12 protein-coding genes are annotated in these 19,248 nt (G+C 70.2%); 3 read left to right on the top strand and 9 right to left on the bottom strand.

Annotated elements, in window-relative coordinates:
• Positions 1-70 precede the first annotated feature (70 nt).
• Together OG389_RS32580 and araD are read right to left on the bottom strand one after the other, a co-directional pair.
• On the bottom strand, positions 71-2,542 hold the full coding sequence (locus OG389_RS32580; protein ID WP_328302330.1) for a glycoside hydrolase family 9 protein: 2,472 nt from the start codon (positions 2,540-2,542) through the stop codon (positions 71-73).
• Positions 2,543-2,686: 144 nt separating this feature from the next.
• Positions 2,687-3,424, bottom strand: coding sequence for an L-ribulose-5-phosphate 4-epimerase AraD (gene araD / locus OG389_RS32575; protein WP_328302328.1), 738 nt, complete (start codon positions 3,422-3,424; stop codon positions 2,687-2,689).
• 319 nt (positions 3,425-3,743) lie between these two features.
• Here araD and OG389_RS32570 point away from each other — a divergent pair, with 319 nt between their 5' ends.
• Positions 3,744-4,820 (top strand): LacI family DNA-binding transcriptional regulator, encoded by a 1,077-nt coding sequence (locus tag OG389_RS32570; protein ID WP_443059375.1) that lies wholly within the window; start codon positions 3,744-3,746, stop codon positions 4,818-4,820.
• Positions 4,821-4,961: 141 nt separating this feature from the next.
• Here the strand turns inward: OG389_RS32570 and OG389_RS32565 are convergent, their stop codons facing one another.
• The 5 genes from OG389_RS32565 to OG389_RS32545 all read right to left on the bottom strand — a co-directional run bounded on the left by OG389_RS32565 (position 4,962) and on the right by OG389_RS32545 (position 10,960).
• Positions 4,962-6,002: an aldose epimerase family protein gene (locus OG389_RS32565; protein WP_328304269.1), complete on the bottom strand. Its 1,041-nt coding sequence runs from the start codon at positions 6,000-6,002 to the stop codon at positions 4,962-4,964.
• Between the two features lie 188 nt (positions 6,003-6,190).
• The gene (gene yjfF / locus OG389_RS32560) at positions 6,191-7,213 is read right to left on the bottom strand and encodes a galactofuranose ABC transporter, permease protein YjfF (protein ID WP_328302324.1); all 1,023 of its coding nucleotides are present in this window, start codon (positions 7,211-7,213) and stop codon (positions 6,191-6,193) included.
• Positions 7,210-8,310 (bottom strand): ABC transporter permease, encoded by a 1,101-nt coding sequence (locus tag OG389_RS32555; protein WP_328302322.1) that lies wholly within the window; start codon positions 8,308-8,310, stop codon positions 7,210-7,212. Before OG389_RS32555 ends, yjfF begins: the two co-directional genes overlap by 4 nt.
• Entirely contained in the window at positions 8,307-9,866 is a 1,560-nt protein-coding gene (locus OG389_RS32550) for a sugar ABC transporter ATP-binding protein (protein ID WP_328302320.1), read from the bottom strand. Before OG389_RS32550 ends, OG389_RS32555 begins: the two co-directional genes overlap by 4 nt.
• 95 nt (positions 9,867-9,961) lie before the next feature.
• On the bottom strand, positions 9,962-10,960 hold the full coding sequence (locus OG389_RS32545) for an ABC transporter substrate-binding protein (protein WP_328302318.1): 999 nt from the start codon (positions 10,958-10,960) through the stop codon (positions 9,962-9,964).
• A gap of 524 nt (positions 10,961-11,484) precedes the next feature.
• On the opposite strand from OG389_RS32545, the gene OG389_RS32540 reads away from it, so the two are divergent.
• Both OG389_RS32540 and araA read left to right on the top strand, forming a co-directional pair.
• A complete protein-coding gene (locus tag OG389_RS32540; protein WP_328302316.1) occupies positions 11,485-13,179 on the top strand; it encodes a ribulokinase in 1,695 nt (564 codons plus the stop codon).
• Between the two features lie 84 nt (positions 13,180-13,263).
• A complete protein-coding gene (gene araA / locus OG389_RS32535) occupies positions 13,264-14,775 on the top strand; it encodes an L-arabinose isomerase (RefSeq protein WP_328302314.1) in 1,512 nt (503 codons plus the stop codon).
• A gap of 104 nt (positions 14,776-14,879) precedes the next feature.
• On the opposite strand, the gene OG389_RS32530 is transcribed toward araA, so the two are convergent.
• Together OG389_RS32530 and OG389_RS32525 are read right to left on the bottom strand one after the other, a co-directional pair.
• Positions 14,880-16,010, bottom strand: coding sequence for a GH12 family glycosyl hydrolase domain-containing protein (locus OG389_RS32530; RefSeq protein WP_328302312.1), 1,131 nt, complete (start codon positions 16,008-16,010; stop codon positions 14,880-14,882).
• A gap of 144 nt (positions 16,011-16,154) precedes the next feature.
• On the bottom strand, positions 16,155-19,082 hold the full coding sequence (locus OG389_RS32525; RefSeq protein ID WP_328302310.1) for a glycoside hydrolase family 48 protein: 2,928 nt from the start codon (positions 19,080-19,082) through the stop codon (positions 16,155-16,157).
• Positions 19,083-19,248 lie beyond the last annotated feature (166 nt).

The raw sequence follows: 19,248 nt of genomic DNA, 5'->3' as shown, positions 1-19,248 counted from the left end.
CGACACGTGCAGGGCAGCAACACCGTGGACGACGTCGTCCATCGCCGGGTGGGCGGGACGTGACGATCGTTCAGGAGCAGAGTGCTCCGTTGAGCGTGTAGCGCGCCGGGATCGCGTTGGTACCCGAGTACGTCGCCTGGAAGCCGAAGCTCACGCTGCCGCCGGGTGCCAGTGTGCCGTTCCATCCGGTGTCCCGGGCCGTGACCGTGCTGCCCGACTGGCTCACCGTTGCGTTCCAGCCGTTGGTGATCCGCTGATCACCTGCGAAGCTCCAGCCGAGGGTCCAGCCGGAGATCGCCGAGGCTCCGGTGTTCTTCACCGTCACCGTCGCCGTGAAACCGTTGCCCCAGGCGTTGTCGATCCGGTACGCCACCGCGCAGGAGGCCGCCGACGCGTCGTCGTCCGCCTCCGTCGCCGTGAACGTCGCCGACTGCACGCCAGGACCACCGACCGTGAACGTCGCGCTGCCCGACGACGCGTCGAGGTCCTGCGCGGCGAGGACCGAAACCTGCTGTGCCGTCGCCCAGTCGGCCGGGGTGAACACCAGGGTCGCGGCTGCCGACAGGTCCTCGTCGCCGGAGTTCCGGGCCACCGTCACCGTCACGTTCTGCGTGGGCGCGGCCGAGAGCCGCACGCCCACCGGCGCCGAGCCACCCTCCGGGACCGTCACGGCCGCCGGTGCGACCTGGACCACGGGCGCCGCCGGGGCGCTGCGCCGCTCAGCCGCGAAGGCCGCAAGCCAGGCCAGCGAGGCGTTCCAGTTGATGGCCACCTCGTTGGTGGAGTACGAGCCGATGTCGTCCACGTAGCAGGCCGCCGGTGCGCAGCCCGCGAGCTTCTCCTTGGCCACCGGGTCCTCCAGGCCGGCGTTCGGCCCGCCCGCGAAGGAACCAGCCGGCGGGTGCGGCAGCGAGGCGTCGTTCTGGTGCGCCCAGAACCGGTGGTGCTGGTTCTCGGAGTAGCGGTCGCCGTAGCCGGTGACGTAGGAGAGGTCGAGTGCGTTGCGGCCGAGCAGATAGTCCAGGGACTCCAAGGCTCCGGCCCGATAGCGCTGTTGTCCGGTGATCTCGTAGGCGACGGCCAGCACCATCGCGTTGTTGGTGACTGAGCTGTTGGAGCCCCACACGTACCCGGTGGCGGGGAGCGGCACCGCGTAGCCCTGTCCGGCCATGGTGGACAGGTGGCCATCGGCGGCCGTGGTCAGCAGGCCGCGCAGCCGGGTCACGTCATCGGCGGGCAGGGTCACGCCGGGGACGGTGGCGAGGGTGATGCGGCCGAGCGTCGCGGTGCCGCCCCACCAGAACGCGTCGACGGGCTTGGTGTGGTGCGGGGAGGAGGTGACGGCATCCCGGTACTGGGACTCGCCCGTGGTGGCGAGGAGTTCCGCCGCCGCCCAGTAGAACTCGTCGGAGACGTCGGCGTCCTCGTAGGCACCGCCGCCGGAGTTGTCGCTCGCCGGGGCGAGGACGTTCGGGTTGGCCTTGGCGACCGTCCAGGCGTGGCGGGCCGCGTCCAGGCAGCGCGCGGCGAACGCGGCGTCGTACGGCGCGTACACCCGCGCACACTGCGCGGCCGAGGCCGCCAGGTTCAGCGTCGCGGCGGTCGACGGCTTGTGCGCCTCACGCTGTTCGGAATCGAGTTCGGGCCGGGTCGGCAGGGCGGTCCACTTGGCGTCGTGCATCTTGTGGAAGGCCATCCCGGCCATCGGCTTCCCCGCCGGGACCTGCATCCGCAGCAGGAACTCCAGCTCCCAGCGGGCCTCGTCCAGCACGTCCGGCGTCCCGTTGCCACGCTCCGGCACCCGCAGCGTCGCGTCGCCGAGCGCCGCGTCACCGCCCGAACGGCGGGCCCGCTCGAAGGAGTTGACCATCTCCCAGACCGAGATGCCGCCGTTGACCACGTACTTGCCCTGGTCGCCCGCGTCGTACCAGCCGCCGCGCACGTCCACTTGGTAGTCGCACACCCCGGACTGACAGGGGACGCCGGTGTCGCCCTTGTTCGGGGCGACGCCCAGGTGCCCGGCGGGGCGGGCGTACGCGCTGCCGCCCACCAGGGCGGCGTCGATCGCGATACCACTGCGCTGCTGGTAGAAGAACGACATGCTGTCGGCGCGCAGTCCGTCGTACAGCGAAGCGGAGATGTCGAAGGGGTGGCTGGTCCGGCCGTCGACGACCAAGGTGAAGCCGGTACCGGCGCCGGTGTACGCGCCGAAGTCCACCAGGTGCGTGGACTGGCCGGATGCCTGGTCGGCGCCGCGCACCGTGGTGGCGCCCGAAGCTGCCACCGCACCGGAGGCGTCGCGCAGTTGCCAGGCGAGCGGGGCGGTCGCGGAGCTGGCCGCGGTGGCCCGCTTGGGGCCGTCGGGCAGGTAGCCGAGCTGGTTGACCCGGACGGGCGTGTTGGCAGCGGCGGCCACGGTGGCGGCAGCCGCGACCGGAACGGTCAGGGCGGTCGTGGACAGGCCACCGACGGCCAGCGCGAGGCATGCGAGCACGGCGGCCGCGCGACGTGGCACGCCGCGGGCGGAGGTGACAGGAGGCACGGTGAAGCCTTCCTCAGGGGGTGGGGGGTCGAAGTGGGAGCGCTCCCAATGAAGCCAGGCGCCGGACTGCACCGTCAAGATGCTTGAACCACGTGGGAGTTGACCCGCCTTCGCCGAGGAGGGCCGACGGCCACGACGGCGGCTTCAGATGTTCGGGGCGTGAGGGGCGTTGCCGTAGTAGGCGTCCGGTCCGTGCTTACGGGTGAAGTGCCGGTCCAGCAGATGCTTCGGCGGTTCGGAGGCTTCCCCGAGGCGGGACCCCAGCGCCAGCGTGTGCAGCGCCATCTCCGCCACGGCCTCGCAGACGACGGCGTTCTCCAGCGCCGCCTTCGCGGTGGCACCCCAGGTGAAGGGTCCGTGTCGTGAGACGAGCGCGCCGGGGACCTCGTCGGCCCGCCGGGGGTCGCCGTCGAGCCGGGCGACGATCACCTGTCCGGTGTTGTACTCGTAGTCCCGCGCGCACTCCTCGGCACTGAGGTCCTCCGTTACGGGGACAGGACCGTTGAAGGTGTCGGCGTGCGTCGTGCCGAGTACGGGGATCGGGCGGCGCGCCTGGGCGAAGGCGACGGCGTGCGTCGAGTGCGTGTGGGTGACGCCCCCGATGGAGGGGAAGGCCCGGTAGAGGCACCGATGGGTTTCGGTGTCGGTGGACGGCCTCAGGCGTCCCCCGACGACCCGCCCGTCCTCCAGCGCCACCACCACCAGGTCCTCCTCGGTGAGGTCGGCGTAGGAGACCCCGGACGGCTTGATGACGAAGACGCCGGCCTCCCGGTCCACTCCGCTGACGTTTCCCCAGGTGAGGGTGGCGAGACCGGCCTCCGGGATGCGCAGGTTGGCCGCGAGGACCTCACGACGGAGGTCCCCCAGGAAGTTCTCGCTCACTACGCTCTCACCGTCTCTCCGGCATGCGCGGCGGGTTTCCCCGGGACCACTGTCCGGCAGGCCCCGCGGTCGCGCATGAGTGGGCTGGACCGATCGGGGCGCAGCAGGCATCACGACTGGCCCACCTGGGCCGCCCCGATCAGATTGTGAGCGCTAACAAGCTGCAATCTCAAGAGGTGCGCGCAGATTCCTGCCCACAACAAGCGATCAACGCTGCATAATGTGAACGCCAACATCTACACCTGGTCGACAATCCTCCGGTCGGTCCGAGATGTGTGCGGGCCGCGGCTGGTTCGGTACCTTGAGGGAAGGCCGCTCGATGAGGAAAGGAAGAGAGTTGACCCAGCTCCCAGACGTCTCGCGAGCGCCCACGATGACGGACGTCGCGCGCGTCGCCGGCGTGTCCCATCAGACCGTTTCGCGGGTGCTCAGCGACCACCCGAACGTCAGCGCCAAGACCCGGGCCGCGGTGACTCAGGTCATCGAGCAGCTGGGGTACCGCCGCAATTCGGCGGCCAGGGCTCTGGCCACCCGCCGGACCCACACGCTGGGCGTCATCGCGGTGAACACCACTCTGCACGGCCCCGCCAGCACCGTGGCGGGAGTGCAGGAGGCCGCTCGGGACCGCGGCTACCTGACGTCCGCCGTCACGCTACGGACCGCCACGCAGACAGCTCTCGCCGAAGCCATGCAGCACCTCGCCGGATGGGGCGTGGAGGGCATCGTCGCCGTCACTCCGCAACGCGCCGCGGTGCGCGCCCTGGCGGCATTGGAGGCACCGTGCCCCGTGGTCACCGTGGAAGGCGGCCACACCCTCGACCTGCCGGGGGTGTCGCTGGACCAGAACCTCGGCGCCCGCATGATCACGGAGCACCTTCTCGCGTCGGGCCACGCCACGGTGTGGCATGTGGCGGGCCCCCCCGACTGGCTCGAGAGCGAGGCCCGCACACAGGGGTGGGAGGACGCGCTGCGCGATGCCGGCGCCGAGGTGCCGCCCGTGCTGCGAGGCGACTGGAGTCCACTGTCGGGATACCAGGCCGGCCAGCAGCTGGCGGGGCGGGTCCTGGCATCACGAGGGCGGGGAGCCGGCCTCACGGCGGTGTTCGTCGCCAACGACCAGATGGCCCTCGGTGTCCTACGGGCCCTGCGGGAAGCGGGCCTGCGGACGCCCGAGGACGTGGCGGTCGCCGGCTTCGACGACATCCCCGAGGCGGAGTTCTTCCCGCCCCCGCTGACGACGATCCGCCAGGACTTCGCCTCGCTCGGCCGCGACAGCATCGGGCTGCTCCTGGACCACATCGAGGGCAGGACCGACGAGTCGACCCACCTGGTGGTGGCGCCCGAGCTCATCGTGCGCGCCAGCACGGCCCGCAGGATCGCTCCCTCCGGCGAATGACCCCCACGTGCCCGGCGGTTGACCCCTCTCGTAGGAGGCCGGGCCCGGGGGCACCTTCGTACGCGGGAAACCGGGCGCAGGCACCAAGGCCGCTGTCCGGTGCCCCCCGGCACCGGACAGCGGATACGGCCGCCGCCCCTCTCAGGCGGCGACCGTGGTGAAACTGTGGATCGTGGTCGACCGGTACAGCTCGCCCGGGCGCAGGACGACCGTCGGGTAGTCGGGGCGGTTCGGGGAGTCCGGGAAGTGCTGGGTCTCCAGCGCGACCCCCGCGTAGGCGTGGTACGGACTGCCTGCCTTGCCCGTGATGTCACCGGTCAGGCCTTGCGCGGTGTGGACCTGGATGCCCGGTTCCGTGGTGCGCACCTCCATGCGGCGGCCGGATGCGGGGGCGTACAGCACAGCGGCCTTACGAGGGCTGTCCCGCCGGGCGTCGTCGAGGACCCAGTTGTGGTCGAAGCCTCCGCCGGCGAGGGCCAGCTGCGCCTCCGTACGGCTCAGGACGTCGGAGAGACGCCGGTGCCGGCGCAGGTCGAACGGGGTGTCGCTGACCGGGCGGTGAGGACCGTCAGGGATCAACTCGGCGTCGACCGGGGTGTAGAGGGGGGCCGCGACCTCGAGGTGGTGGGCCAGGACGTTGCCGCGCCCCTCCCCTTCGAGGTTCCAGTAGGCGTGGTTGGTGAGGTTGACGATCGTCGGCGCGTCGGCGACCGCCTGGTACGACATCGTCAGGTTGTCGTCGCGGTCCAGCGTGTAGGTGAGGCGCACGTTCAGGGCACCGGGGAATCCCTGGTCGCCGTCGGGGCTGTGCAGGAACAGACGGACACCGGTGCGGTGCGCCGAGTGGAAGGGTTCGCACCGCCACAGGCGCTGGTCGAACCCGTCGGGACCACCGTGCAATGTGTGCCCGGTCTCCTGAGTGGCGAGCCGGTGGGTGACTCCGTCGACGACGAGCCCGCCCCGCGCGATGCGGTTGGCGTAACGGCCCACCGTCGCACCGAAGTAGCGTGCGGAACCTTCGCGGGCGGCGGGGTCGCGGGGCGCGAGCACCACGTCGGCGGTGTGGCCCCAGCGGTCCGGCAGGATCAGGGAACGGAGCCGGGCGCCGCGCGTGTGGACCTCGGCACGGGCCCTGCCGGGAAAGCCGAACCGCCACCTCTCCCCCGTTCCCCCATCGTCCAGACGCAGGGGGCGGGCCGTCCGCGGTCAGGCGGCCGGCTGCCCGGGCTCGGTGGCCTGGTCGACAGATTCGCATACGTGTTCCATGGCGGCATTCCCTGGAAGTCGGTCCACCGGATGCGCGCCGGGACCAAGCTGTGATCGCGGCACGCGAACGCGGTGGCACGGGCTGGTGGGCTGCGGAGCCGGCCTCAGCCGGCGGCGGGGCGGCGGCCGCTCATCAGGCGTTGCAGCACGATGAACACGAGCAGCAGGGCGCCGATGACGATCCGGGTCCACCAGGAGCTCAGCGTGCCCTGGAAGTTGACCACCGTCTGGATCGTGCCGAGGACGAGCACGCCGAGGGCGGTGCCCAGGACGAAGCCGGAACCTCCGGTCAGCAGCGTGCCGCCGATCACGGTGGCGGCGATCGCGTCGAGTTCCATGCCCATGGCGTGGAGGGCGTAGCCGGAGAGCATGTAGAAGGTCAGCAGCAGGCCGCCGAGCGCGGAACACAGGCCGCTGACTGCGTACACGGCGATCTTGGTGGAGCCCGTGGGAAGACCCATCAGGCGTGCGGAGGCTTCGTTGCCGCCCAGCGCGTACACGTTGCGGCCGAAGCGCGTGTGGTGCAGGACGACGAAGGCGATCACCAGCACGGCCAGGGCGATGACCACCGGGATCGAGACGAACAGTCCTCCCGGGCCGTACAGCCGGGTCTGCGCGATTCCGGCCGCGGTGGGGTCGCTGATCGTGATGGATTCGGTGCTGATCGTGTAGCAGAGCCCGCGGGCGAGGAACATGCCGGCCAGGGTGACGATGAACGGCTGGATCTCGAAGGTGTGGATGATCCAGCCCATGAGCGTCCCGCTCGCGGCGCCGCCGAGCAGGACCAGGGGGATGACGGTGGCCAGGGGCCAGCCGTGCGACTCGACCAGCCAGGCGGTGAGCATGGTCGACAGGGCCACCATGGAGCCGACGGACAGGTCGATGCCGCCGGTGAGGATGACGAAGGTCGCCCCGACCGCGACGACCAGGAGGAATCCGTTGTCGATCAGCAGGTTCAGTACGACTTGCGCGGAGAGGAAGCCCTCGTAGCGCACCGATCCGACGCTGAACAAGACGGCCAGCAGGACGGCCGTGACGATCAGTGGGATACGGGTGCGGGTGCGTGGGGACACGGTCGCGAAGGGGCGGGTGAGGTGCGCGGCGACGCTCGCGATGCCGGTACTCATGCGCTTGCCTCCTGCTGCTGCGGTGCGGCGCCCGCTGTGGCGTGGGATCGGGGAGTGGCCGCCCCGCGGCGGCGCAGGACCTTGGCCCGGAAGACCGGGGACTGCACTAGGCAGACGACGATGACGACGAAGGCCTTGAAGACGAGGGTGGTCTCGGGTGGGACGCCGAGGGTGTAGACAGTGGTCGACAGGGTCTGGATGATCAGGGCGCCCAGGACGGTGCCGCCGAGGGAGAAGCGTCCTCCGGTCAGTGCGGTGCCGCCGACGACGACGGCGAGGATCGCGTCGAGCTCGATCCACAGGCCGGCGTTGTTGCCGTCGGCGCTGGAGACGTTGGAGCTGATCATCAACCCGGCGACGGCCGCGCACAGCGCGCTGAAGACGTAGACCAGGGCGAGGAGACCGCCTGCCCGGATGCCGACCAGGCGGCTCGCGGCGGGGTTGCCGCCGACGGACTCGATCAGCATGCCGAGTGCGCTGCGGCGGGTGACGAGGGCGGTGAGCGCGACGAGGGCGGCCGCCAGGAGGACGGCGAACGGGAAGGTCAGCCAGTAGCCCCCGCCGATCATTTTGTAGGGGGCGCTGGTCACCGTGACGATCTGGCCGTCCGTGATCAGCTGGGCGACGCCGCGGCCCGCGACCATGAGGATCAAGGTGGCCACGATGGGCTGGACCCCCAGCCCGGACACCAGGAAGCCGTTGGCGAGGCCCAGTACGAGGGCGACGCCGAGCGCGAGGGCGACGGCCGTGAGCAGGGTGGCGACGCTGCCGGGATGCGCGGCGGTGGAGATGTGCCCGCAGGCGAGGGCGCCGGCGATGGCGACGGTGGAACCCACCGAGAGGTCGATCCCGCGGGTGGCGATGACCAGGGTCATGCCGAGCGCCACCAGGATGAGTGGCGCACCGAACTGGAGGATGTCGATGAGGCTGCCGTAGAGATGGCCGTCGCGTACGCGGACGGAGAAGAAGTCGTGGTGGAACGCGAGGTTGCCGAGTAGCAGGGCGAGCAGGATGAGCGCGGGCCACAGCAGGCGGTGGCCGGCCAGCCGTCTCCCGATCGCGGCGGCCGCCTCGGACTTGGCGGGCTGGGTGGTCATGAGTCCGTTCCGGTGGCGATGGTGGTGAGGAGGCGTTCGGGCGTGACGGTGTCGTCGTTCGCGAGGGTGGCCACCATGCGGTGGTCGCGGAGCACGGCGATGCGGTGGCTCAGGCGCAGGACCTCTTCGAGTTCCGCCGAGATGAACAGCACGGCGGTGCCTTCGCCCGCCAGGCGGGCCACGAGTTTCTGGATCTCCGCCTTGGCCCCGATGTCGATGCCCCGAGTGGGTTCGTCGAGGATCAGGAGCCGGGGTGCGGTCAGCAGCCAGCGGGCGAGGAGGACCTTCTGCTGGTTGCCTCCACTGAGGTGGCGCACCTGTGCTTCGGGGTCGGCGGGCCTGATGTCCAGGGCTTCGATCCAGTGCCGCGCCAGCTCGTCCTGTTTCGCCCGGGCCAGCGGCCTGGTCCAGCCGCGGGCGGCCTGCAGGGCGAGGACGATGTTCTCGCGGACCGTGAGCTCGCCCACCAGTCCCTCGGACTTGCGGTTCTCGGAACAGAACGCGATGCCCCGGGCGATGGCGTGGCGGGGGCTGCGCAGGACCACCTGCTCACCCTCGATGCTCACTTCTCCGGCGTCCGCGCTGTCCGCGCCGAACAGGAGGCGCGCCACCTCGGTGCGGCCCGAGCCCAGGAGGCCGGCCAGTCCGATGATCTCGCCGGGATGGATGTCAAGGTCGTACGGTTCGATCGAGCCCGTACGGGTCAGCTGTCGGGCCTGGAGGAACGGCTCGCCGGCCGCCCGTTCGGCCGCTTCCCCGTGGGCACGGCCGGACAGCTGGTCGAGGGTGGCCAGTTCTCCGCCGATCATGCGCTGTACCAGCGTCACCGGCGTGAGTTCCCCGATCGCGTACTCGCCTTCCAGCCGGCCGTTGCGCAGGATGGTGACGCGGTCGCAGAGGTCAAACACCTGGTCGAGGAAGTGCGTGACGAACAGGATGGCCACACCGCGGTCCCGCAGGCGCCGCACCAGTGTGAAGAGCTGGGCGACCTCCCCGCGATCCAGGCTGGAGGTGGGTTCGTCCAGCACGAGCACCTTCGCCGAGACGTCCACCGCCCGGACGATGGCGACCAGTTGCTGCACCGCCAGGGAGTGCGAATCGAGCAGACTGGTGACGTCCAGATCGAGGTCGAGTTCCGTCAGCAGCTCTGCCGCCCGCTGCCGCATCGCGGACCAGTGGATGAGACCGAACCGGCGCGGTTCGCGCCCGATGAGGATGTTCTCGGCCACCGAGATGTTCGGGCAGAGGTTGACCTCCTGATAAACGGTGCTGATTCCGGCCTGTTGCGCCTGGAGGGGGTCCGTGAACGCGTGGGGCCGGCCGTCCACGAGGATGGCGCCGCCGTCGGCGGGGTGGACACCGGTGAGCACCTTGATCAAGGTGGACTTCCCGGCGCCGTTCTCGCCCATCAGGGCGTGCACCTCACCGGGGAAGAGCCGCAGGGCGACTCCGTCGAGAGCGAGCACGCCCGGGAACCGCTTGCGGATGTCGTGGGCTTCCAGGACCGGCCGCGGGCCGACGGCGCCCGTGGCCGGCGGGGTGGACGGATGCGTCATCCGCCCTCCTCTCATGGGTGGGTTGGTGGAGCGGGCTCCGGAGGGTGAAGGAGGCGCCGGAGCCGGACCTCCTCCGGCACCAAGAACCCGTCGCGTCAGTAGTTCCGGGACGGCAGGGCGGCCGCGGCCTTGTCCTGCGGGAAGACGCCCTCCTGGGTCTCGACCCGGGTCGGCACGCTCTCCCCCGCCACGACCTTCTTGGCCAGCTCCATCAGTTGGTCGCCGAGCATCGGGTTGCACTCCACCACGATGTTGATCTTGCCCTCGGTCATGGCGACGAAGGCGTCCTTGATTCCGTCCACCGAGATCACCTTGATGTCCGTACCGGGCTTCTTGCCGGACTCCTCGATGGCCTGGATGGCACCGAGGGCCATGTCGTCGTTGTGGGCGTAGAGGACGTCGATGTCCTTCTGGGACTTCAGGAACGCCTGCATGACCTCCTTGCCCTTGGCGCGGGTGAAGTCACCCGTCTGCGAGGCGACGATCTTGAACTTGCCGTCGGCACGGATGGCATCGGCGAAGCCGGCCTTGCGGTCGTTGGCGGGTGCTGAGCCCGTGGTGCCCTGGAGCTCGACGATGTTGACCGGGCCCTGTTCGTTCGCGTACGCGCCGGTCAGCCACTCGCCCGCGGACTTGCCCTCCTTGACGAAGTCCGAGCCCAGGAAGGTCTTGTAGAGGGAGGTGTCCTTGGTGTCCACGGCCCGGTCGGTGAGGATGACCGGGATGCCCGCATCCTTGGCCTCCTTGAGCACCGTGTCCCAGCCGGACTCCACGACCGGCGAGAAGGCGATCACATCGACCTTCTGCTGGATGAAGGTGCGGATCGCCTTGATCTGGTTCTCCTGCTTCTGCTGCGCGTCGGAGAACTTGAGTTCGATCCCGGCCTTCTTCGCCGCCTCCTGGACGGACTTGGTGTTGGCGGTACGCCAACCGCTCTCGGCGCCGACCTGGGCGAAGCCCATGGTGATCGTGCCGCCGGAGCCCGTCTTGGCCCCGGAGGCCGGGGCGGAGGTGGGACCCTCGGTCGAGCAGGCGGTCAGCGCCGAGGAGGCGAGAAGGGCGACGGTGAGGACGAGGGCTGCTCTGCGAGCCATGACGGGTGTCCTTTCGGGGGCTACGGATGAGGCTCCGCACGGCCGGTGCCGGACTGCGCCCGTGGTCATGGGCGTGGCGGGGCCGGGGCGGGCGCCGGGGCCGGGGGCGGAGGCGGAGGCGGGGCGACAGGAGCGGGATGCCCTTGAGGGGGCGCCGTCGCATTGTGAGCGCTAACAAGCCAGGTTCTCAACCCCTTTGCGCGCGTTACCTGTCCGTTACCGCGTCGCGTGCGACAACAACGCGGACTCCATCCGTTCGCGCGACCATCGACCCCGCCTACCGGAATTGGAGTCCTCAACCCGCGTCGCAGCAAATGCACATCGAACCGCGGCCCCGTATACGAAGGCCGCCGCACATGAGGGTCTCCCGCATGATCCACGCCGACCCCTTGCCTATCGACATTGTTAGCGCTCACACTGCAAGCTCATCGGATCCTCCGCCGACCGCCTGGATGGTCGGGACGGCATCTCCGGCTGCCGGGCCACGCCGCGTGCCGCCCACGGCTCCTTCGAAAGGCACTCTGTTGACGTCACCCCATCTCCTCGCGCCCGCCCCTCCTTCCGAGGAATCGGAGCAGTACACGGTCGGTGTCGACTTCGGCACCCTGTCGGGCCGCGCCGTGGTGGTGCGGGTTCGCGACGGTCAGGAGCTGGCCGCGGCGGTCCACCCCTACCGGCACGGCGTCATCGACCGATACCTGCCGCAGGGCGGTGCGCCGCTGCCTCCGGACTGGGCCCTGCAACACCCCCAGGACTGGCGGGAAGTACTGCGTCGCGCCGTCCCGCAGGCCCTGGCGGCGGCCGGGATCGATCCCGCCGCCGTGATCGGCATCGCCACCGACTTCACCGCCTGCACCGTCCTGCCCACGCTGGCCGACGGGACTCCCCTCGCCGAGACCGAGCTCGCCGGACGGCCCCACGCGTGGCCCAAGCTGTGGAAGCACCATGCCGCCCAGTCCCATGCCGACCGCATCAACGAACTCGCCCACGCCCGCGGGGAGAAGTGGATCGCCCGCTACGGCGGCCGGATCTCCGCCGAGTGGCAGTTCGCGAAGGCGCTCGAGGTTCTGGAAGAAGACCCGCTCGTCTACGAAAGCTGCGCCCGGTGGATCGAGGCCGCCGACTGGATCGTGTGGCAGCTCACCGGAACCGAGTCCCGCAACGCCTGCACCGCCGGATACAAGGGCATCCACCAGGACGGCGCCTACCCGAGCGAGGAGTACCTGGCCGCGCTGAACCCCCGGTTCGCCGACTTCGCACGCACCCGCCTCGAATTCCCCCTCTCCGCACTGGGCTCACGAGTGGGCTCGCTCAGTACGGAGGCGGCAGCGTGGACAGGACTGCGGCCCGGCATCGCCGTGGCCGCGGGCAACGTCGACGCCCATGTCACCGCGGCGGCGGCCCAGGCCGTCGAGGACGGACAACTGCTCGCCATCATGGGGACCTCCACCTGCCACGTCGTGAACGCCCCCGTCCTCGCCGACGTCCCCGGCATCTGCGGTGTCGTGGCCGGCGGGATCGTCGAGGGAACCTACGGCTACGAGGCCGGCCAGAGTGCGGTCGGCGACATCTTCGCCTGGGTGCTGGACCAAGGCGTCCCGTCGGACTACCTCGCCGAGTCCGCCGAGCGCGGCGAGGACCTGCACACCCTGCTGACCCGGAAGGCCGCCGGCCAGCCGGTCGGCGGACACGGACTGGTCGCCCTCGACTGGCTCAATGGCAACCGTTCGGTCCTCGTCGACCACCACCTCTCCGGAGTCATCGTGGGTCTCACCCTCGCGACCCGCCCCGAGGACGTCTACCGCGCGCTGCTCGAAGCCACCGCGTTCGGCACCCGCGTCATCGTGGAGGCCCTGGAAGCAGGCGGCGTACCGGTCCACGAGTTCATCGTCGCCGGCGGACTGGCCAAGAACGAACTGCTGATGCAGATCTACTCCGACGTGCTGCGCCGCCCCGTCTCCCTGGCCGCGTCCGACCAGGGCCCCGCCCTCGGGTCGGCCATCCACGCCGCCGTAGCCGCCGGCGCGCACGGCGACGTACGGACGGCCACCGCCGCCATGGGCCGCCGGCTGCCGGCCGTCTATCTGCCCGACGCCACCCGGGCCGCGGCGTACGACGCCCTCTTCGCCGAATACCGGCTCCTGCACGACCACTTCGCCACGGGTGGCCTGCTGCACCGCCTCAGGCACATCCGCGACACGACCCACACCGCGGGCTGACCCCCGCCCCGTTGACCGTTCCCGGCATTCCCGCCCGCCCGCCGCCCTCACCACCGTTGCGGGACGTCACCTTCAGGAGTCCATGTGCCCAGCCGAACATCCCCCGCCCAGGAAATCTGGTTCCTCACCGGCAGCCAAGGCCTGTACGGGGAGGAGACGCTGAAGCAGGTCGCCGAACAGTCGCTGCAGATCGCCGCCGCGCTGGCCGACGCCTCCGGCACCCCCGCGCGCGTGGTGTGGAAGCCGGTACTGACCGACGCCGACGCCATCCGCCGGGTGTGCCTCGACGCGAACGCCGACGACCGGTGCATCGGGCTGATCGCCTGGATGCACACCTTCTCGCCGGCCAAGATGTGGATCGCCGGACTGGACGCGCTGCGCAAGCCGTTGCTGCACCTGCACACCCAGTCGAACGTGGCCCTGCCCTGGGACACCATCGACATGGACTTCATGAACCTCAACCAAGCCGCCCACGGAGACCGCGAGTTCGGGCACATCCAGACCCGTCTGGGCGTACCCCGCAAAACGGTGGCCGGCCACGTCACCGATCCCGAGACGAGCGCACGCGTCGCGATCTGGGCGCGGGCGTCCGCCGCACGATCCGAACTGGCCACCCTCAAGGTCGCCCGCTTCGGCGACAACATGCGCGACGTGGCCGTCACCGAGGGCGACAAGGTCGAGGCCCAGCTGCGCTTGGGTGTCTCCGTCAACACCTACGGCGTCAACGACCTGGTGAAGGTCGTCGACAACGCGGACGAGACCGACGTGGCTTCCCTCGTCGAGGAGTACGCCGACCTGTACGACCTGGCGCCGGAACTGCGACCGGGCGGCGAACGGCACGACGCGCTGCGTTACGCGGCCCGCATCGAAGCCGGCCTGCGCACCTTCCTCCAAACGGGCGGCTTCGGGGCCTTCACCACCAACTTCGAGGACCTGGGCGGACTGCGCCAGCTGCCCGGCCTCGCGGTCCAGCGGCTCATGGCCCAGGGGTACGGCTTCGGAGGAGAGGGCGACTGGAAGACCGCCGTCCTGCTGCGCGCCCTCAAGGTGGCTGCCGCCGGCCTGCCGGGCGGCACCTCCTTCATGGAGGACTACACCTACGACCTGACACCCGGCAACGAACTCATCCTCGGCGCGCACATGCTGGAAGTCTGCCCCACCATCGCCGCCTCCAGGCCCAGCTGCGAGATCCACCCCCTCGGCATCGGCGGGCGGGAGGACCCGGTGCGGCTGGTGTTCGACGCGGCACCCGGCCCGGCCGTGGTGGTCGGGCTCGCCGACCTCGGCGATCGCTTCCGCCTGATCGCCAATGACATCGACGTGGTGGCACCCCCGCACCCGCTGCCGGCACTGCCCGTCGCCCGCGCGGTCTGGCGGCCCCGCCCCGACCTGCGGACCTCCACCGAATCCTGGCTGACGGCCGGAGGACCGCACCACACCGTCCTCAGCACCGCCCTGACCTCCGACCACCTCGACGACCTGGCGGAAATGCTCCGCCTGGAGCTCGCCCTCATCGACGAGACCACCACCCCGAAGCAGTTCCGGCGCGATCTCCGCTGGAACCAGGCGTACTACCGGCTGGCACTGGGCCTTTGACCGTCAGGCGCGCCTGGCGAGCGATGCACCGCATCTGACACGGTGCCCGGGGCCCGCCCGTGGACATGGAGAAACGGGCGGGCCCCGGACGGGGTGGGCGCGTGTCACGCGATGGTGCAGGCGCTCCCGTTCAGGCTGAACCCGGAGGGCTTGGCGAAGCCGCCACTGAAGGTTCCCTGGAATCCGAAGGACGCCTGGCCGCCGGCGGCGATCTCCGCGTTGTAGCCGACGTTGCCGGCCGTGACGGCTCCCGACGACGGGGAGACGTTCGCGTTCCAGGCGTTGGTGACCTGCTGCCCTGAGGGCAGGGTGAACGCGAGCTTCCAGTTACTTACCGGGGAGGAGCCGGTGTTGGTGACGGTGACGTCGGTGGTGAATCCGCCCTGCCAGACGTTCGGCGCGTACGCCACCTTGCAGGCCGTGGAGCCTCCGGGGCCGCCCGGGTCACCGGAGGAGCCCGTGTTGACCGTCGAGGAGAACGAGGTCAGGGCGAGGCCGGCGCCGTTCTGCCAAGGCTCGAATCCCGCCTGAACGCTCGTCAGGTACCAGCTGTTCTGCGCCAGTCCCCTGGAGACGGCCTGCCGGACGAAGTCCATGACGTCGAAGTTCCAACTGCTGATCGCCGACGGCGCGACGAACGACAGCACGTCGTTGGAGCCGTTGTTGCCCGACCACACCTCCCACTGGCGCCCTGCCACGGTGGCGGAGCCGACCGGGGAGCCCACGGGCTGTACCGGGCCGACCTTGTGGAACCACACCATGATCTCGGTCCGGCTCACGCCGTCGATGCGCGGCGTGGGGTCGAGCCAGATGTCGTACGCGGCGTCGTACGCACCGTCGTTGACATAGCTGTACGAGATGCTGGTGGGCGCGGTGGAGACGCTGTCGAGCCGGGCGGGGAGGTTCGTGCCGGGCGAGCAGTTGGTGTAGTGGCAGCCGTTGTACACGGACGGGTAGGACTTCGGGGCTCCGTTCGTGGGAACCGAACCGTCGGCCCGGGTGATCCTGAACCCCGAGTCGGTGACGGCGATGCACTGGCTGTCGTTCGTGCCCCAACGGTTGTTCTGGACGACGTAGCGGCCCTGGATCGTCGCCGACCCGAACGTTTCACAGATCGTGGTGTCGGCCTGAGCCGCCGATGCGGCGGTGAGCAGCGCGGCCAACGAGACGAACACGGTGAGCAGCGCGCCCAGCAGGCCCAGCGCGCTGGGGGCGTGGTGCGGTGAAGGTCGCATGCGGATCCACTTCGAGAGACGGTGATGGGGGGGTGTTCCCACAAGGCGAAGAGACGTGACGGGTGGACGTGTTGAGGCCGGGCAGGTCCTCACGGGCTGCCCGGCCTCGTCGTACGCGGAGATGTCTCCGGGCGGGGCGGGCTGTTATTCGAGCAGCTCCGCGTACGAGCCCATGGCCAGGGCGATGTCCGCCTGGGCCCAGAACCGGTGGTATGTGAAGACGGGCGCCGCGCCGCCGGCGAGGTAGGCCTCGATCTTCGGCCAGGCCGGGTCGTCCTTGTAGAAGGTACGGATCGAGGCGAAGGTGGAGGCGGAGTTCACCGCGTCGCCGTTCGGCATCTTGCCGGTCCACGTGCTGGGGACGTAGACGGGGTTGTTGAAGCGGCTGTAGTCGGTCCGGGTCTCCTGGACGGCGACGCCCAGGGGGTCCTGGTGATGGGCCCACATGCCGTCGAGGAGGGCCTTGGCGACCCGCTTGGCCTCGGCGTTGCCTGCCTTCGCGGCGTAGTAGGTGAGGGTCTTGGCGTAGGCGGCGGCCACGCCCACGTCGTCGGTGTAGTCGGCGACGGTGACATGCAGGCCCGCGTTGGCGCCGGGCGCCGACGCGTTCCAGGTGTCGGGGGCACCGGACCACTTGAGGGTGGAGGGGATGCGGTAGGTGCCGTCGGGGTTGATCGTCGTCTTCGACAGGGCCCAGCCGACCCACTTGTCGAGCACGGTCTTGGCGGCGGCGTCGCCCGTCTGCTGGTAGAGCTCGGCGACCCGCTCCATGGACCAGGCCTGGAACCCGAACCACTGGTTGGACGCCGGGTCCTGGTAGACGGGCTTCTCGTCGTAGAAGAGGCCGTGGAAGGTGGGGGTCCCGGCCGGGGGCTGTGCGTACCGTCCCTGCCAGCTGTTGGTCGCGCCGCCCGCGATGGCGCCCTCCTCGGACTGGAGCCAGCGGTAGAACTCCAGCTGCCGGTCGAGGCTGGTCGCCCAGTCCGCCGAGCCGGTCGCCGACTTGGGCTTCAGCGGGGCGTACTCACTGAGCGCGTAGGCGGTGAGGGGGTTCTGGTAGCCGCCGTGGGCGTGGCTGGAGCCGATCCGCCAGGACCAGGCGGCCGAGGTGTCGGTGGCGCCGCCCCAGGCGTAGTACCAGGACATCAGGTAGTGCGCGCTGTCCTTGCCGGTGCCGGCGGGGCAGACGGTCGGGCCGACGCAGTTCCCGGCCTTCTTGAAGTACTTGTCGAACATGGAGTACCGCAGGTAGTCGCCCATCTTGGCCGCCTTGGAGACGGTCCCGGTGACCTGTGACTGCTTGCCCTGCTCCTTGGCCCAGATGTCCGCCCAGTACGCGGCCTGGATGGCGCGCGCGTCGGCGTCCGGGGCGTTGGTGAACTTCCACTGCTTGGCGTAGGAGGAGTCCCCGGTGAAGAGGTCGAGGTAGCCGTTCCTGCCGCCGTAGGCGAACTTGTCGCAGGTGGGGTGCGGAACGGTCTCCCAGACCGATTCCTCGGGTCCGCGCTGGAAGGTGTTGATGTACGAGGGCCCGGTCGCGGTCGGGCCGGCGGAGCACTTTCCGGGCTCGTTGCCGAATCCGTAGACGTTGTCGACGTCCTGGAGCCAGTGCATCCCGTAGATGTCGTCCGTGCCGTACGTGCTCTTCAGTTCGCCGGCGATCGGGTCGACACCGGAGGTGACCGTCCCGTCGAGCTTGGCCGGGTACTGCGAGGGGAGGTCGTGCTCGGGGGCGTAGGTGGCGGGCTTGGAGGCGTTGTACGAGCCGGTGGTGGGCTGGTCGGCGTGGGTGGGGATCATGAACTTCTCCATGACCTCCCACGCGCCGTTGAACTTGGTCCAGTCCCCGGTGATCTTCCCGTACATCGCCTGCAGCCAGATCAGGTAGCTGTAGGCCTCCGAGGTCGTCTCGTGCCCGTGGTCCGGGGCCTCGACGATCAGCGTCTCGACGGAGTGGTACGGGATGCCCTCCGGCGAGAAGTACCCGTTGGCCGGGTCGGTGATCTTCCCGTGGAGGTCGAGGAAGCGGGCGTCGTACGTGGAGTCGGCGGCCAGCTGGGCCACCGTCACCTCGACCTTGGCGTGGCCGGGGGCGGTCGCGGTGAAGACGGCGGAGCCGCTGCCGGTGGTGCCGGCGGCGACGGTCACCTTCTGGGCGGTGTTCCAGTTCGCCGGGGTGAAGGTGAGCTCGGCGGGTGTCGCGGTGAGGTCGGTGTTGCCCGAGGTACGGGCGACGCCCACCGTGACGTTCGCGGCCGGCTGCTTGGAGAGCTTCAGATCGAAGGTTGCCGTCTCCCCACGGCGTACGGAGAGCTGCGCGGGGGTGGCTACGAGCGCGGGGCCGGCGGCGACGGTGATGCCGACGGGAGCCGACTCGGCGGAGGCTCCGAGGCTGTCGTAGGCCTTGGCGTAGAGGGAGTGGGAACCGGCGGCGAGGCTGGTGGCGGCTGAGGTGAAGGGGGCCGTGGTGTCTGTGCCCAGGAGTGTGGTGTCGCTGTAGAACTCGACCTTGCCCACGGTGGCGCCCTCGGCCGCGGCGGCGGTGGCGGCGAGCGGGACGGCGGTGCCCACTGTGTAGACCGCGCCCGCGGTGGGGCTGGTCAGGACGGCGACCGGGGGCTGGTGGGCTCCGGTGCACGGGGTGCCGTTGACGGCGAAGGAGGTGGGGGCGGCGTTGGTCCCGCTGTAGGCGAACTGGGCGCCGGTCGTGACGGCCGAGCCTGCGGCGATGGTCTTGTTCCAGTCCGGGGCCGCGACTCTGACGGTCTTGCCGGTCTGGGTCCAGGTGCCGTTCCAGCCGTTGGTGAGCTGCTGGTTGCCCGTGTGGTCATAGGTCAGCGTCCACCCGTCGAGCGCGGTGGTGGACCGGTTGGTGAGGGTGAGCTCAGCGGTGAAGCCCGAGCCCCAGTCGTTGGTCTTGTAGTCGACGCTGCACTCCACCGCGGCGGCCGCGGCGGCGGTGGCGCCGACGGCCGTGAGGCCGAGGGGGAGGGAGAGGGACAGGGTCGTGGCCGACGCGGTGAGCAGTCTGCTGCGTCGGACGCGTGGTCTGGGTGGGGGATGTGCCGACATGCGGATGTTCTCCTCGCGGCTCGGGGAGACGGGGATGGGAAGAACGACTGCGCACAAGCTCTGAATCAATGGGAGCGCTCCCACTCTGCAGAGGAGGCGAGGTGCCGTCAAGACGCGTGAAGAGTCGAAAGAGTTCCGCGAGGAATTTACTCAACCCCTCTTTTGC

It is taken from the genome of Streptomyces sp. NBC_00435, assembly GCF_036014235.1.
Classification (GTDB): Bacteria; Actinomycetota; Actinomycetes; order Streptomycetales; family Streptomycetaceae; genus Streptomyces.
The sequence above is the reverse complement of the archived record's forward strand: the minus strand, read 5'-3'. Positions and strand labels throughout refer to the sequence as shown.